General features: G+C 66.0%; 17 protein-coding genes. 7 read left to right on the top strand and 10 right to left on the bottom strand.

Features of this window, described 5'->3' with window-relative positions; translation table 11 throughout:
* Window positions 1–15: 15 nt before the first annotated feature.
* The 4 genes from AC5Y5O_RS00525 to AC5Y5O_RS00510 all read right to left on the bottom strand — a co-directional run bounded on the left by AC5Y5O_RS00525 (window position 16) and on the right by AC5Y5O_RS00510 (window position 2,250).
* Entirely contained in the window at window positions 16–381 is a 366-nt protein-coding gene (locus AC5Y5O_RS00525; protein ID WP_500023269.1) for a winged helix-turn-helix transcriptional regulator, read from the bottom strand.
* Between the two features lie 9 nt (window positions 382–390).
* The gene (locus AC5Y5O_RS00520; protein ID WP_500023267.1) at window positions 391–825 is read right to left on the bottom strand and encodes a tautomerase family protein; all 435 of its coding nucleotides are present in this window, start codon (window positions 823–825) and stop codon (window positions 391–393) included.
* A 181-nt stretch (window positions 826–1,006) separates the two neighbouring features.
* Complete coding sequence (locus AC5Y5O_RS00515) at window positions 1,007–1,381, bottom strand: hypothetical protein (protein WP_133160814.1); 375 nt, start codon at window positions 1,379–1,381, stop codon at window positions 1,007–1,009.
* A gap of 83 nt (window positions 1,382–1,464) precedes the next feature.
* Complete coding sequence (locus AC5Y5O_RS00510; RefSeq protein ID WP_096284122.1) at window positions 1,465–2,250, bottom strand: Stf0 family sulfotransferase; 786 nt, start codon at window positions 2,248–2,250, stop codon at window positions 1,465–1,467.
* A gap of 131 nt (window positions 2,251–2,381) precedes the next feature.
* On the opposite strand from AC5Y5O_RS00510, the gene AC5Y5O_RS00505 reads away from it, so the two are divergent.
* Window positions 2,382–3,140 (top strand): class I SAM-dependent methyltransferase, encoded by a 759-nt coding sequence (locus AC5Y5O_RS00505; protein ID WP_096290827.1) that lies wholly within the window; start codon window positions 2,382–2,384, stop codon window positions 3,138–3,140.
* Here the strand turns inward: AC5Y5O_RS00505 and AC5Y5O_RS00500 are convergent, their stop codons facing one another.
* Entirely contained in the window at window positions 3,141–3,764 is a 624-nt protein-coding gene (locus AC5Y5O_RS00500; RefSeq protein WP_096284120.1) for an NADPH-dependent F420 reductase, read from the bottom strand.
* 97 nt (window positions 3,765–3,861) lie between these two features.
* Here AC5Y5O_RS00500 and AC5Y5O_RS00495 point away from each other — a divergent pair, with 97 nt between their 5' ends.
* The 3 genes from AC5Y5O_RS00495 (at window position 3,862) to AC5Y5O_RS00485 (ending at window position 6,445) form a co-directional block, all read left to right on the top strand.
* A complete protein-coding gene (locus tag AC5Y5O_RS00495) occupies window positions 3,862–4,344 on the top strand; it encodes a MarR family winged helix-turn-helix transcriptional regulator (RefSeq protein ID WP_096284118.1) in 483 nt (160 codons plus the stop codon).
* Window positions 4,345–4,439: 95 nt separating this feature from the next.
* The gene (locus AC5Y5O_RS00490) at window positions 4,440–5,243 is read left to right on the top strand and encodes a mycofactocin-coupled SDR family oxidoreductase (protein WP_096284116.1); all 804 of its coding nucleotides are present in this window, start codon (window positions 4,440–4,442) and stop codon (window positions 5,241–5,243) included.
* Between the two features lie 101 nt (window positions 5,244–5,344).
* Window positions 5,345–6,445 (top strand): ferritin-like domain-containing protein, encoded by a 1,101-nt coding sequence (locus tag AC5Y5O_RS00485; RefSeq protein WP_096284114.1) that lies wholly within the window; start codon window positions 5,345–5,347, stop codon window positions 6,443–6,445.
* Between the two features lie 22 nt (window positions 6,446–6,467).
* Here the strand turns inward: AC5Y5O_RS00485 and AC5Y5O_RS00480 are convergent, their stop codons facing one another.
* Window positions 6,468–7,109, bottom strand: coding sequence for a S1 family peptidase (locus AC5Y5O_RS00480; RefSeq protein ID WP_500023263.1), 642 nt, complete (start codon window positions 7,107–7,109; stop codon window positions 6,468–6,470).
* 192 nt (window positions 7,110–7,301) lie between these two features.
* Here AC5Y5O_RS00480 and AC5Y5O_RS00475 point away from each other — a divergent pair, with 192 nt between their 5' ends.
* Window positions 7,302–8,159: a L,D-transpeptidase gene (locus AC5Y5O_RS00475; RefSeq protein WP_500023261.1), complete on the top strand. Its 858-nt coding sequence runs from the start codon at window positions 7,302–7,304 to the stop codon at window positions 8,157–8,159.
* A gap of 272 nt (window positions 8,160–8,431) precedes the next feature.
* On the opposite strand, the gene AC5Y5O_RS00470 is transcribed toward AC5Y5O_RS00475, so the two are convergent.
* The 3 genes from AC5Y5O_RS00470 to AC5Y5O_RS00460 form a co-directional block, all read right to left on the bottom strand.
* Window positions 8,432–8,965 (bottom strand): hypothetical protein, encoded by a 534-nt coding sequence (locus AC5Y5O_RS00470; RefSeq protein WP_096284108.1) that lies wholly within the window; start codon window positions 8,963–8,965, stop codon window positions 8,432–8,434.
* A gap of 188 nt (window positions 8,966–9,153) precedes the next feature.
* Window positions 9,154–9,996 (bottom strand): carotenoid biosynthesis protein, encoded by an 843-nt coding sequence (locus AC5Y5O_RS00465; protein WP_243393744.1) that lies wholly within the window; start codon window positions 9,994–9,996, stop codon window positions 9,154–9,156.
* Window positions 9,997–10,043: 47 nt separating this feature from the next.
* On the bottom strand, window positions 10,044–12,071 hold the full coding sequence (locus AC5Y5O_RS00460) for a cyclic nucleotide-binding domain-containing protein (protein ID WP_096284106.1): 2,028 nt from the start codon (window positions 12,069–12,071) through the stop codon (window positions 10,044–10,046).
* A gap of 145 nt (window positions 12,072–12,216) precedes the next feature.
* Between AC5Y5O_RS00460 and AC5Y5O_RS00455 the strand changes: the two genes are divergently transcribed.
* Entirely contained in the window at window positions 12,217–13,005 is a 789-nt protein-coding gene (locus tag AC5Y5O_RS00455; protein ID WP_096284104.1) for an alpha/beta hydrolase family protein, read from the top strand.
* A 23-nt stretch (window positions 13,006–13,028) separates the two neighbouring features.
* Here AC5Y5O_RS00455 and AC5Y5O_RS00450 read toward each other — a convergent pair whose 3' ends face one another.
* On the bottom strand, window positions 13,029–14,519 hold the full coding sequence (locus AC5Y5O_RS00450; protein WP_096284102.1) for a bifunctional phosphatase PAP2/diacylglycerol kinase family protein: 1,491 nt from the start codon (window positions 14,517–14,519) through the stop codon (window positions 13,029–13,031).
* Window positions 14,520–14,561: 42 nt separating this feature from the next.
* Here AC5Y5O_RS00450 and AC5Y5O_RS00445 point away from each other — a divergent pair, with 42 nt between their 5' ends.
* A complete protein-coding gene (locus AC5Y5O_RS00445) occupies window positions 14,562–15,353 on the top strand; it encodes a hypothetical protein (RefSeq protein WP_096284100.1) in 792 nt (263 codons plus the stop codon).
* Window positions 15,354–15,356 lie beyond the last annotated feature (3 nt).

Here is a 15,356-nt window from a genome sequence, read left to right as displayed (position 1 = left end):
GTGGCGCCAAAGAGTTCAGTCGACGGACGTCGGCCACTCCACTTCCTCGGGGTCCACCCACTTGAGGGCCCATCGGTTGAGTTCGAGCAGGACCGCGCCAAGCTCAATGCCTTTCTCGGTGAGCTGGTATTGAATTCGCGCTGGACGGCCGTCGCCGAGGGCACGCTCGACAAGCCCGGCTGCCTCAAGGTCCTTGAGTCGTTGAGACAGCAGTCGGTCGGTCATGTTGGAGATGGCTGAAGAGATCTCGCCGAAACGCGCCGGGCCAACTACCAGCACGCGCAGAATCAGCGCGGCCCATCGCTGGCTCAGAATGTCGCCGGCCACTGCGTAGTAAGGGCAATACGGCAGCCAGCCCTTGCTACCTGGCGCGCTGGTCATTTGGGCATGCTAAGTGGAGACGGTCCATCCGAGTGCGGCCAGCTTGGCGCCGTTTTCGCTCATCCACTGCGCTTCTTCGCCCGGCCTGGGGAACATCAGTCCGGCCTCCATTGCATTCTCGGCAGGAGTCTCCTTGATCGCGACCAGCAGTTGGGCTTCGTTCTGACCCGTCGCCTCGGTCCAAATCGCGCTCAGTTGCCGTAGAAGTGCCTGGCGGATGTCCAAGTCGCGGCCCGCCCGGATTTCTGCGGCAATGAACGAATTCTGGGACGGCTGGCCGCCGGTGAACAACTCACCGCTGACGTACTCCGAGAACAGCACATTGACGAAAGCTGCTGGTGCGCCGGTGACTTCGCAGTGTAAGCGCGTGATGCCCTCCGCGATGCGGGCGCGGGCGTCGGCGGACACCAGCCCCGCAGAACTGACGCATTGATACACGGGCATGGAGGGCCCCTCTCGCGAGAACTGGGCGGCGGGATAGGTCGATCAACATGAGCAGTGCCAACCCGCCGGGTCGGAGTACCGCTAACGCTGACTGAAACTATCTTTAAGTAATTAGACTATTAAATCAATAGTTCAATGAGCGCGCAAGCGCGAGACTCGACCGCCATCGGCTCCACCCGAGTTATCGCATGCGCCGCAGAAGATCAGTCAGCTGAAACATCGCCGACAAGAGCATGCCCTCGACCTGCAGCTGCTGACCCGGCGGCAGATTGCGAGTCTCGGCCTCGACCATCGGGGCCTCCTGCTGTAGGGCCTTCAGCCGTTGATTCCGCTCGTCCGGGCTCAGAGCGTCCCAGTTGTCGTGCAGATCGGAGATGTGGCGCTGAAAGTCCTGCACCGCCACCACCGGATCGGGGTTGACAACGGGACCGGGCGGTGGCTGCAGCGGATAGATGTGGGCCGGCACCGGCCCAGGCACCATGTCGGCGTGGGCGGTGCTCGCGGTCAGCGATGTGCCGGCCAAAAGGCCGGCAAGTGCGATGGCGGCAAACCTCATGGGAACTCCCTCGGGGCGAATGATCTCGTCGCGGTAAGTGCACACCGAAGGTTGTGCTACCGATCCCAACATCGACGCTGCTATCACGAGCCGCGAAACTCGCGCTGCCGCCGGTCGATTAGTCGGCGCCAGCTTTCGTTGATGTGGTCGGACTGACGCTCGAGCGGCGGTTTGGGCAAGCCGGCGGCGCGCGCGGGTTCGGCGCCGAGGAACTGCAAAACTCGCGCAATCTCACCGCGATAATTCGCGTCGAGCTCTTCGTACTGGACGGTCAAAACCTTCAGACGGCGAGTAGTGAAGTAATCGATCCACGCTGCCTGCTCGACATCAAGATTGCGTTCTATCTCGATAATCTGCTCGTATGTCGGCGCGACGCCGCTGAGATCGGCCGCGCCCTCGCCAGGAGTGGACCGAGCCATATAGAGCCCCCACGGGCGCACACTTCCTGACGCGCCGTGCGAACGAAACCACTCGCCAGTCGCTTCGGCGCGAAACAGCGATAGGGCCTGCGCACGCCGATCAGCACGGACGATATTGACGAAAGCCGCTGCGGGAAAAAGCTTTTCGAGAACAGCTGCCGGATCGCCACGAATATCCAGGGCTTGCGCTAGCGAAACGACATGGCGCCAATGGATTTTCACGCCCCGAGCACCGTTCTCCGTCGTCGCGAACGCCATAACCTTCGCCAGATATTCGTCCCATGAGCAATTCGCGGGAAGGTTCAAGTCTTCCTTGTAGGACGCAATGTGCTCGGGCGTGAAGTACTCCTCGGGCCGCCCGGCAACTCCGGTCGCCACCAGGCCGGCGGCCAGAAGTGAACTGCCCGAACGGGGAGTGGAGGCGATGACATAAGTCGCGTGTCTCGTCACCTTCGACCCTCCGCGATTGCTCCCATACCCGCACGCCGCTACCTAGAGTTTCAGCGGCCATTGCCCTTGTGTCGAGCATGCCTACGATCGCTTCCAGGACGTTCGCTCGACACTTTGACGAGAAGGCAATGATGTCTCGAACATTCGAAGATCTGGTGGCCGAAGCCGATTCGGTATCCGTTGACGGCTGGGACTTCTCCTGGCTCGACGGCCGTGCGACCGAGGAAAGGCCGTCCTGGGGCTACCAGCGGCAGCTGAGCAGCCGGTTGGCGACGGTGTCGGCCGCGCTGGACATTCACACCGGAGGCGGGGAGGTACTGGCCGGCGCCGGACCATTTCCCCCGACGATGGCGGCGCTCGAGACCTGGCCGCCGAACGCGGCCCTGGCAACCAAACGCTTACATCCGCTCGGCGTGGTGCTCGTGGCGACTCGGGATGAGCCGCCGTTGCCGTTCGCTGACGAAGCGTTCGACCTGGTGACCACACGCCATCCGATCTCCGTGTGGTGGACGGAGATCCGTCGGGTGCTGCGGCCGGGCGGCACCTACTTCGCGCAACACATCGGGCCCGCCACGGTGCGCGAGCTGGTCGAGTATTTCACCGCGCCGCGGCCAGAGATATGGGCCGAGTTGCACCCGGACACCGTGCGCGCGCAGGCACAGGCTGCAGGCCTGCAGATCGTGGACCTGCGCATGGAGCGGCTGCGCGCCGAGTTCTTCGACATCGGCGCCGTCGTCTACTTCCTGCGCAAGGTGATTTGGACGGTGCCGGACTTCACCGTGCAGCGCTATCGGAACCGGCTACGCCAACTTCACGAACACATCGAGGCCGAGGGGCCGTTCGTCGCGCACTCGACGCGGCTGCTCGTCGAGGTCCGTAAGCCCGGGTGATCAGCCGGGAACGGCGGCGCCGAGGGCGAAGTCGAAGTTCCCCACGCCGTGGCGCGCAAGACCCATCATGACCAGGCCCGTTCCTTCCAGCCAGTGCGCCATGTTCAGGCCACCGACGTCCAGCGGGCGTAGCCCGAGGCTGTCGATGAACTCCGCCACGGCCTTCTTGGCGCGCGCGTCGTCGCCCGCGAGGAAGACGTCGAGCGGTCGGCCCTCGGCCAGGACGACGCCGAAGATTGTGTTGAAGGCCTTCACCACGCTGGCTCCGGCCGGAGCCGCCTTGGCAACTTCCTGCGCGACCGAGGTGTCATGCGGGATGGCGAGCCCGTCGGCCGCGGAATTGAACGGGTTGCTGATGTCGACGATGATCTTGCCCGCGAGGGCGTCTCCATATTGGGCTACAACCGGAACGACGTTGGCGTACAGCAGGGAAACGATGACGATGTCCCCGGCCGGGACGGCGCCGAACTCTCCGGTCGTGGCGCTGCCGCCGAGATTCTTGGCCAAGTCGGCAGCCTTGGACCGATCGCGGCCGATGACCTGCACGGCATTGCCGCCCGCCACTGCCAGAGCGCCGATGGTGCGGGCCATGTTCCCGGTGCCGATGATACTGATGCTGCTCATGAGATATCCCGTCTAACGGTATCGGTGAGAAAGGTTGATTCCTCAACCTTATGCATTCTTTGTTGATGCGTCAACCAAACGAGTACCATGGCAACTGATGGAACCGAACTGGCTGAACCCCCGAGAAGACCGCGCCTGGCGGGCGTTCAGGCACGCGCACCATCAGCTCGACGTGCAGCTCAACCGCGGACTGCAGGCATCGGGACTGTCCGGGGCCGACTACGAGATCCTGGCGGTGCTCACCAGCCACGACGGGGATCGCATGCCCGCGCGCGACCTGTGCAACACGCTGGGCTGGGAGAAGAGCCGTGTCTCCCACCAAGTGCGGCGCATGGAGAAGGACGGGCTGATCGGCCGCGAGCCCAACCCCGACGATGCCCGCAGCACCATGGTCTGCCTGCTGCCGGCCGGCCGCGACGCCATCGAGAAGGCAGCGCCTGGGCACGTGGAGGACGTCCGCCGAAACTTCATCGACCTGCTCACTCCGGCCGAGCTCGACATCCTCGCCGCCCTCAACGAACGAGTCCTGCACCACCTGGCCAACGCCGACGACTCCCCCACCGAAGGCGAGCCGTCGTAAACCACCAGCCGACTGCGATCCACGAAATATATTCCGCAGCAACATCTTTCATGACGCGCCGGTAAGCGCCTGACTCGCTGGTAGCTTCTATCCCCATGGGTGCTTTGGATGGACGCGTGGCCTTGATCACCGGCGGAGCTCGGGGGCAGGGGCGCGCGCATGCGCTGGCATTAGCCACAGAGGGAGCCGACGTCGTGGTTGCCGATGCCCCCGAAGCGATGGCGGAGTTGACCTATCCGCTGGGCAGCGACGAAGACCTGCGGGAGACGACGAAGCTCGTTGAGGAATTGGGCGGGCGGTGCTTGCCGCTAACCCTGGACGTGCGCGATTCGGCCGCGGTCGGCGCCGCGGTCAAGCAGATCGTCGCCGATATGGGCAGCCTTGACATCGTGGTGGCCAACGCCGGAATCGTCAGCACCGGGCTGCTGGAAGACGTCAGCGATGTGGTCTGGCAACAGCTCATCGACACGAACCTGACCGGTGCGTTTCACACGTTGCGGGCCGCGATACCGGTGATGCGCCAGCAGCGGTTCGGCAGGATCGTCGTGACCTCCTCGATGGGCGGCCGCATGGGCATTCCCGAGCTGGCCGCCTACAACGCCACCAAATGGGGTGTCATCGGCCTGGCGAAATCCGCCGCGTTAGAGGTCGCCAAAGAGGGCATCACGATCAACGTCATCTGCCCCACCACCGTCCAAACCCCGATGGTGCAACCGGCTGGAAGTGACGACATCCCAGACGATCTGGTGCGCCGGATGATGCGAGCCAACCCCATCCCCCAGCCCTGGCTACAGCCCGAGGACGTCAGCCGCGGCGTGGTGTATCTGGTTACCGATCCAGGGGTCATCACCGGCAGCGTGCTCGAGATCGGCCTGGGCGGCAGCGCGCGCATGCACTGATCGTTTTGCTCGCTCGTCAAGGGTTGACAGTGCCGCCACTCGCGGCGCACTGTGATAGCCATCACATGACCACTGGTCACGTCGGAGAGAGGTGGCAGCCCATGACCACGAGAGACAAGTACACGGACGTCCCCGAGCCGTATTCGTGGGCAGTCCCCAGCGCCGGCGACGCGCGCTTCACCTGGGAGTACGACGAGGGCCGCGCCCGGCTGCTGTCCCTGTATCAGAAGGGCAAGGACAAACAGTGGGACGCGCAGTCGCGCATCGACTGGGCACAAGACGTCGACCCGCTGAATCCGGTCGGGCTGCCCGACGAATTCCATCCGCTGTTCGGCAGCCCGATGTGGGAGGCTGCCGACGACGCACGCCGCGCCGAGATGCGCCTGCACTCCCAAGCCTGGCAGTTCTCCCAATTCCTGCATGGCGAGCAGGGGGCGATGGTGTGCGCGGCCAAGATCGTCGAGGTCGTCCCGGACCTCGACGCGAAGTTCTACGCGGCCACCCAGACGATGGACGAGGCCCGGCACGTCGAGGCGTTCTCGCGGTTCCTGCAGGACAAGGTCGGCCTGGTCTATCCGATCAACAAGCACCTGACCGCGCTGCTGGACGATACCCTGCGCGACTCCCGATGGGACATGCCCTACCTCGGGATGCAGGTCCTCATCGAGGGGCTCGCGCTGGCCGCGTTCGGAGTGCTGCGTGACATGGCGGCGCCGGACTCGCTGGCCAAGCAATTGCTGGCCTACGTCATGCAGGACGAGGCCCGACACGTCGCCTTCGGCCGAATCTCGCTGAAGGACTACTACTGCGCGCTGACCGAGACCGAGCGGGACGAGCGCGAAGAGTTCGTCGTGGAAGCCTGCTACCTGATGCGCGACCGGTTCCGCGCCGAGGAGGTTTTCGAGACCCTCGACCTCGACGTCAAAGCGTGCGCGGAATGGGTCGACACGTCGCCATTGATGATCCAGTTCCGCTCACACCTGTTCAGCCGCATCGTGCCGATCGTCAAGGACATCGGCCTGTGGGGCGACAAGGTGCAGAAGGCCTTCTCGGACATGGGTGTTCTGGACATGGCCGGCTTCGACATCGAGTCGCTGATGAAGGCCGACGAGGATCAGGCCGAAGCGCTCGACAAGGCGCATGCCGAAATGGCAGAGCGGGCCGTCGAGGTGGACCAGGTGATCGCGGCGGGCGCGAGCTGACGCCGCGGGGGCGGCGCCGTCGTCAGCTGACGAGGTGCACACCCCATCTGCCGAGCAGGGGCTGCACCAGGACGAAGTACGTCGTGTTGGGGTCACCCGCGAGGGACGTCTCCATCACCAGGCCGACCGCGGTCACGGTGCCGTCCGGATTCTTCACGTAGCCGGGCCCGCCGCTGTCGCCGGGCTGGGCGAACACGTTGGCTTCGACGACTTCGCCGTCGATGCTCTTGACGGAGCCACAGGTCTCCCCGGACATCGCACCGAACTTGCAGAACGGCATGCCCGCCTTGATCTGGGAAGCGCTCAAGACGCCCCGAACGCGTTGGCCGCCGACGTCAGCGCCCGGGGCGCCGACGCCCGGGTCGAGACGGATGATCGCGGCGTCCTTCAGGTCGCCCAGCATCTCACTGGAAGTGACGTGTCCGAGCGGGACATTCTCGTCGTAAGTGAACGGCGCCCCGTGGTCACAATGCCCGCTGGTGAACAAGTAGTAACTGCCGTCACCGCTTTGGGCCGCGAAACCCGTTGTGCACTTGGTGATTCCATCGCTGACCAGAATCCCGGGCGCGGGAGGCGGTGCGGCCACCGCCGTGCCCGCGAATGCGACCGCGCACAGCAGTGCGGCACCCGCCAGACCAACCCCACGAACCCAACGCCCCGACACACCGTCCTCCTCTGCTGACAACACTGGTGCTCAGACATCCGCCCTGCGTATGACCCACGTTGACAGATCGGACCGCTGTGGCCAAATCGTGACAGACACTTGATCAATTGCTAACGCGCCCTTACGCTTCCGCAGTTCAGCAGACATTTACCATTCCTATTGCAACTCTGTCAGTTAAAAGGAATTGGGGTTATGCGCGCGGGTATTCGGTGTGCCGTGGCTGTCATCGGAGTCGGCGCGAGCGTGGTCGCGGGGACCGCCGTCGTGAATGTGCCGGCGCCGGCCGATCTGAGCCTCGTGTCGGCCAGTCAGTCGTATACCCCCTTCCCCATCGCGTCGGTGCAGCCCACCAGCGGCAAGGCGGTCGGCGTGGCGCACCCCGTGATAGTGACCTTCCGCTCCCCCGTCACCGACCGGCATGCCGCCGAGCGCGCCCTCGACGTGAAGTCGACGCCGCCGATGTCGGGCAAGTACGAATGGCTCGACAACAAAGTGGTGCAGTGGGTTCCCGACCGATACTGGCCCGCGCACACCACGATCGCGCTGACCGTGGAAGGCCAACCCGCCGAGATCAAGACGGGTCCGAGGGTCATCGGCATCGCCAGCATCTCCGAGCACACCTTCACCGTGAGCATCGACGGGGTCGAGGCGGGACCGCCGCCGTCACTGCCATCGCCGCACCACCGGCCGCACTTCGGCCAAGAGGGCGTGCTGCCCGCCTCGCTGGGTAGACCCGAGTACCCGACGCCGATCGGTTCCTACACCGTTCTGTCCAAAGACCGCTCAGTGCAAATGGATTCGAGCAGCGTCGGCATTCCCGTCAACGATCCCGACGGTTATCTCGTCAACGTCGACTACGCCGTCCGGATCACCAACCATGGTCTTTTCGTGCACTCAGCACCCTGGGCGGTCAATTCGTTGGGGCTGGAGAATGTCAGCCACGGCTGCATCAGCCTGAGCCCCGAGGACGCCGAGTGGTATTACAACACGGTCAACGTCGGTGACCCGGTCGTCGTGCGCGAGGCCACAAACGAACTGCCCTCGTCGTAAGTAAACCGTTGTGAGACAGGCGCTAGCGTTGGTTCGCGGTCTCTAGCGTTGGTTCGCGGTCTCTAGCGTTGCGCCGCGACGTCGAGTGTGAACTCACGGCGTCGAATGTGAGCTCCCGGCGGCATTTCGGCGGACTTTCCGCCGTGGCTTAACACGCAACGCCCTCGCGTCACACGCAACGCCCTGGCTTCACACGCCACGCGGAACCCGATGTCCCGCAATGAAAATGACCCGCCGGGTGCGGCCCGGCGGGTCATTTTCACTGCTGAGGTTTAGCCTCCGTGCACCGGCGAGGGACCGGGCGATACCGGCTGGCCGGCCACCGGCCCGCCGGTGGGCGCCGGTCCGGTCGGCGCGTCCTTCACCCCTGACATGTCAATCAGCGGAGCGACCGGAAGCCCATCCGCGACCCCGCCGAGGGCAACCAGCGGAGCACCCAGCGGCAACGGAGCACCGATCGGCACCGGAGGCGCAAACGGCAACGGGGGGACCACCGGCACCGGCGGTCCGAGCGCGATCAACGGAGCACCGGCCGGAACTGGGACAATTCCCGGACCGGGCACCACCATTGGAACACCCGCCATGTCAGTCAAAGGGGCCGCACACGGCGCTGCCGCTCCGGCTGCGCCCCCTGCACCCACGGGCCCCGCGGCCGGCGCGCCGGCCTCGCCGGCCTGGCCGTACATGCACGCACCGCCACCCGTCATATATGGGACGGCTGCAGCGTCCGGGCTCAACGCTATAGCGGCACCGCACAATCCAGCGCTAGCAACAATACCGATGTTGAATCGATCAAAGATCGTCATCAACGTCCAACTCCTTCATTCCGCGCAGCAGAACCACATAGCCGTAGCCAAGTCGCCCCTCGACGACCGCCCCCATTGTTGGTGGGCGACCGGCGGCACAGCGCGCGCCGCACCGCGCCGTTTCCAAATGGTGACGTCACGACGCCGTCACAAGTCGGTAGCGCGAATACTGCGCCGCGCCAAGGGGATCAGCGAGGTGACGGCCGACGGCTGTAAAGCCGCACCAGCGCGATGATCCCCGTGCAGACGATGGTGAATAGCGCTGCCGAAGCGCCGGATTCGTACACGTCGGCGATCCGGATGGTCTTGCCGCCCCGGACCACCGTCCCGGCGGCCGGGTGGATCAGGCCGGCGAATACCTGGGTGGCGGTGGACAGCCAGAATAGACACGGCAGCAGCCAGTAGCCGCGCCCCGAGGTGACGGGCCGGACGGGGAATCTGCTTTCGACGAGCGCGGCGAGTTGAAAGATCAGCCAGCCGGTGAGAAGCCAGCCGAGGAAGTTGGTCAACGGGACACCCAGCGCTCCGGTCGGGTGGTCGTAGGAATACCAGTCGTGTGCCGTCGCTCCGACCGGGTCGTAAACAAGGTCGTAACCGCCGAGAATGAACGTCGCCACGAGGGGTGTCGTAAAGCGTTCGGCGCCAACACCAGCCACCGCGGGTTCGGCCCGGATGATCACCCGGGCCAGTGCCCAGGCCAGCCAGCCGAACATGATCCAGCTTGCGACTGCCACCGGGGGAACGCCCAGGGGTTTCGGACCTGGCAGGTGATGGACGTAGGAGCCGAACGGGAAACCGGTCGCCACACCGATTGCCTCCAACGCGAACGCGACGACGCACGCGATGACGACAAACGTGATCATGCCGCGGGCGGAGTAGCCCAGCCACGCATGGACCACGACGAACAGGATGAGAAATCCCATTTGGGCAGCACCGGCTTGGGCCGTCAGCGAGGGACACACCGCCATGACTACAGCGGCGAACAATGTGAGGATGAACAAGACCCAGCACAGCGCCGTGGAAATTTTCATTCGCGCCGCAACCTCCGTTGGCCAGGGTTGCGCCAGCATAGCGGCTGTTACCCGGATTGCCGAGCGCGGTGAAACGCGTCGCGGTCCACGGCCAGCAACGTGGTGTCGCCCTGCGCCCGCACGGTGGCGGTGCGGGGAACGTCGCGCAGGATCGCCAGCTCACCGAATCCGTCCCCGGCCCGCAGTTCACGGATCTCGGCGTCGCTCTCGAAAACCTTTGCGGCGCCGTCGACTATCACGTAGTACGTATCGCCGTAGTCGCCCTCGCGGGTGATCAGCGCACCGTCGCCGGCCGCGAACACCCGCGCCGTATCGGCAAGCTCACCGAGCGCCGTGGCCTCGATCGCGGCCATCGGAGGCTGCGAGGCCAGCAGCTGGCGGGCGGCCCCGCTGCTCAGCGTCGTGTCGCGGTTCACCTCGACGAGGCGCTCGGCGACCGGCGGGGTGGCCATGCGGGTAGTGGCAATTCGGCCGAGGCGACCGACCGACACGTTATCGGTGCACAGCGCACTGAGGAACTCGGCGCGTTCGACGGCCACCAGATCCAGCTCCTCGCGCGCCGTCACGGTCGAGGAGCGGGGCACGTCGTGCAGCAGGGCGATTTCACCGAACGAGCCACCGGGACCAAGCGTGGCTACGCGGTGACCATCGACCGCGACCTCCGCCACGCCGGCAGCGATCATGTAGAAGCGATCACCTGGGTCGCCCTGCCGGAAGACCTCGCAGCCGGCGGGCAGCGTCAGGCGCGTCGCGGCCCGCGCGAGTTGTTCAAGTGCCAGCGCCGGTAGCGGCTCAAGCATGGGAACGGCGCGAATGACTGCCAGCTTGGCGGCGTCTTCTGCGCTGAGCTGGTCGGCGCCGCGCAGTCGTGGCCAGGCCAGCAACGAGATCAGCCCGGCCACACCGCCCACCAGGCCCAGGGTGGCGGGAAGGCCCAACGGATCGATGAGAAACGGCGCGACCAGGGCGCCGGAGGCCATGCCAAGCGAATACAGGCTCTGCAGGGTGGCCACGGCCGGCACCATCGACTCGCGTGCGACGCCGCGCTGCACCAGAGTGGGCGCGATCGCGTACGTGACGGCACCGGCGACACCCAGCCCGCCGGCCAGCGCCAGACCGACGACCGGCGAACTGATCATTCCCAGCGAGGCGATGACGGCAGCGAGGCCCAGCAGCGAACCGGCGAGCACGGAAGCCAGGCCGCGACGCGCGGCGAACGACAGCATGGCCAGGGCTCCGAACAGTCCACCGGCGCCGTAAAACGTCATGATGGTCGTGACGCCATCCTTGCCCAGACGCAACTGCTCCTTGGCCACCGACGCACTGCTGGCAAACCAGACGCCCAGCACGATGACGTTGACGGAGAACAGCACGGTGGCCGCGGCAGCGGGACGACTTGCGAAGATCCCGCGAAACCCGACCCCCAGCAGACGGAGCACCGACGTCGCGGGCCTGGACGGCCCAGAGGTATGGGGTCGGGAATTGTCGGCACTCGGCACGCGGATCAGCGCCGCCGCGGCCGCACCGGCAACGAACAGAATCGCCGGGAGAGCGAAGGCCCACCCGAAACCCCAGAGTTCTAACGCCACTCCGGCCACCGCCGGCCCGACCAGCGCGCTGGCGCTGACGAGTGAGCTGGTCATGGCATTTCCCGCGGCCGCCTCGGCGGCGGTAGTCGAGAGTCGGACCACCATCGCGCCATGCAGCGGCCGCACAGCCCCCGACAAAACGGAGTCGAGGGCCACGATCACCAACACGACACCGATAGGCGCTTCGCTGAGCACCGCGATAATGGTCGCGGCCATCGTCAGGGCACGAATCCCGTTCCCGAACGCCAGATGACGCTGCGGATGTGCGCTCGCCGCGAGCGGCGCGGTCAGCGGCCCGACCAGCCCGGCCGGCAACGTCACCAGCACCGTCGCCGCACCGACGGCGGCAGCGCCTCCGACCGAGAAGGTGAAGGCGATCACCAGGACCATATGGGCGAATGCACCGACGTAGAAGGCCACCCAGGCCGCCATGAGCATGCGCAATTGCCCGTTTCGCGCCAGCATGCGACTCGCAGCAAAGGCCACGCATCCACCTTATGGGGAGCGCGTGCCGGCCGCTTCTCACACCGCTAATTTCCTTTGCGATTCCTATCTTTCGCGCCAAGGCACCGCTGGGGAAAAGATCAGCAGCCGTCGCGGAGGCCCGGCGTCGCGTAGTTAGATCGGCACTATGGGCGAACGTGTCACGTTCCAAAGCGCCAGCGGCGCGAATCTGGCCGGCGTCATCGAGGTCCCGGAGTCGCAGGTGCGCGGTTGGGGGGTGTTCGCGCACGGGTTCACTCTCGGCAAGGACTCTCCGGCCGCGTCCCGGATCTGCAAGCAGCTGGCGGCCGACGGCATCGGGATGCTGCGCTTCGACGCACTGGGGCTCGGTGGATCCGATGGGAACTGGGGTGACGGGTCGTTCACCGTCAAGGTCGACGACGTGGTCCGGGCATGCGAGTTCATGACGCACCGCGGGACGCCGGCCGACATCCTGGTCGGTCACTCGTGGGGTGGCGCCGCGGTGATCGCCGCGGCGATGCGCGCCCCGAGCGTGCGCTCGGTCGTCACGGTGGCGGCACCGTTTGACCCCAGCCACGTCGAAAAGCATTACGACGCAGTCGTCGACCGATGCTTGGCCGAGGGCAGCGTCGAGTGGATGGTCGGCGGGCGCAAGCTGACGCTCAAGCGCGCATTCGTCGAGGATGTCCGCGCGGCCCGGCTGCACGACAAGATCCAGGCTTTACGGCTGCCGTTGCTGATCCTGCACTCGCCGACCGACAACACCGTCAGCATCGACAACGCCAGCGAGATCTTCCGGCTGGCCCGGCATCCGCGCAGCTTCGTCTCGCTCGAGGGCTCCGATCACCTGCTCACCACCCGTGGCCAAGCTCACCGAGCCGGGCGAATCATCGGCGCCTGGGCCGACGCCTACCTGGGTGTTGACGCGGAAAGCGATCGGGCAGAACGCAATTGAGTTCGATCAGCCGAACGGCCAGCTCAGCGAATCGGGCAGAACACCGGCAGCACCCGGTACTTCGCGGTGAAGCTCGCGTCGCGGTACTCGTCGCCGACCTCGCCGTCATGGGCGATCACCGTCGGCGCGTCGACGGCCGTGAAGCTGAATTCGGGCACCTGCAGCTCGTGGTAGAGCGGGCTGCGCCGCAGCCGTCCCAGCGCCAGCGCGGTCAGGATCCTGGTCGTTGCCAACCGGCGACCGGTTTCGAGAATGCGCACGTCGAGCAGACCGTCGTCCATGCGCGTTCGACGTGACGGTGCGAATCCCGTTGGCAGATAAAGAGAGTTGCCCAGAAAGAACAGCGACGTCAGCAGGGTCTTGTTGTCGTAGCGGATGCGGACCGGCTGATCGCTGCGCAGTGTGTGCAGCATCGCGTAGAAGCCGGCCAGCGGCTTGCCGATCCGCTTCTCCAACTTTTCGCGTTGCTGCACGAACGCCGGATACGCGCCGATGCTGGCGGTGTTGATCACCATCCGACTTTCGTTGAGGCACACCAGATCTACGCAAGCCACGCTGCCGCGACGGATCGACTCAACCGTCTTGCCGACGGTGTCGCAGCCGATGTCCTTTGCGAAGTGGTTGAACGTTCCGGCCGGAAAGACAGCCAGCGGGAGTCCCGCCTCGACCGCCACCGCCGCCGCGGTGGCCACCGTTCCGTCGCCGCCGCCCACCGCGAGCACTTCGGCGCGCGCGGCGGCGGCGCGCAGCACCCGCTCGGGGTCATCGTCGGGACCGAGCTCGACAACCTCGGCTTTCGGCAGCTCGGTGCGAACCTCTTCGACGACGCGAGCCCCGGTACCGCTACCCGAGGCCGGATTGACCACGAACACCACGCCGCAGCCGTCCGGCCGTTCCGGCGTCTCGACGCGCAGCGGTTCCGATTGCGGCAGAGCGGTTTCGATGACGGGCGGGACCAGCTTGCCGCCCAGCACGGCGATCCCGGCACCGACGCCCAGCCCCGCGATGACATCGCCGGGGTAGTGTGCGCCGGTCGCCACGCGTGACAACCCGACCAGTCCGGCCAGCAGCGCCAGCGCGAAGCCCAACGGCGGACTCTCCAGACCCACTCCTACGGCGAACGCGGCGGCGCTGGCCGAGTGTCCCGACGGGAACGAGTTGGACGTCGGGCGGCGGTGGGCTCTTCTGACCACCGGCACCGACTCGTAGAGCGGTCGGGAGCGCGGGCGGATTCGTTTGGCGATCTGATTGGTGAACAGGCTCGTCACGCCCAGCGTCACGACACCGCGCGTCGCGCCGCGCTGCGCGGCGGGCTTCCGGGTCGCGAGCAGCCCGGCCGCGATGGCGAACCACAGCTTGGAATGGTCGGCCGCCCGCGTCAGCGGCGGCATGACCGTGTCGAGCAGCGGGGTGGGGGTTTCGGCCACGGCGACGAACAACTCGCGATCAAGGGTGCCCAAACCCCGGGTGATCTGTTTGATTCCGCGCGCGCGTTGCCAGGGCCCCCTGCTCATTCGCTACACCCTAGCGGTGGGACTGATAACAATTGACGGACTATGACCAGGCGACCGCCACCGGACCATCACCACACGTGGCTGGCCAATGCCGAACGTCTGGGCGTGCCCGCCGCAGTCACCACCGCGATCGCGGCGCAACACGGCATCACCCCTGAGAGCTTTCGGGTCCTTGCCGAAATGACCGAGATCAACGATCCGGATGGCAAATCGTTCTTCCTCGTCCCGGCGGGCACCCCCGGCGACGAGGTGCGCGCGGCCACGCTGATGACCTACATCCTCAACGCGGGCACCGGTTACGGCGGCCCGGCAAGCCCGCCCACCGACTTCCCCGAGACGCCGTACTGCGCCGACGAAGTGCGGCGAATCGTCGATCGCCAGCGTGCGAACCGCTGGAGTTACGACGAGGACGTCGGATTCGTCCACCGCACTGGCGGACGCCTCGTCACCACCCCGAACGGCATGCTTATGGGCCTGGGCGGCAACTGGATCCAGCGGCTCTTCAGCCAGCAGGGTGGCACCGCGTGGGGTGACATCTTCATGGTCAACGTCGCGGTCGACGTCACGGACCCGACCGCCGCCGCCCGGCGGCTGCGCCAGATCGTCGAGTCCGGACACGCGTGGTACACCGATCGCAAGGGCCGGCCCGTAAAAAGCACTCTCGCGCTCGACCGGGTCCTGCACCACGAGGAGCTGCACTCCCAACAGTGGGCCGCTAAGGGTCATTCCCGGATGATCATTGCCTACCTCTGGGAACTGGCCCGCGACAGGCTCTTTGGCAAGACGAACCGGCTCGAGGCGCAGGCCGGGCTGGCCGACGGCGGCTACCGGTAACCA

This window comes from Mycobacterium sp. NGS40 (genome assembly GCF_059812735.1).
The sequence above is the reverse complement of the archived record's forward strand: the minus strand, read 5'-3'. Positions and strand labels throughout refer to the sequence as shown.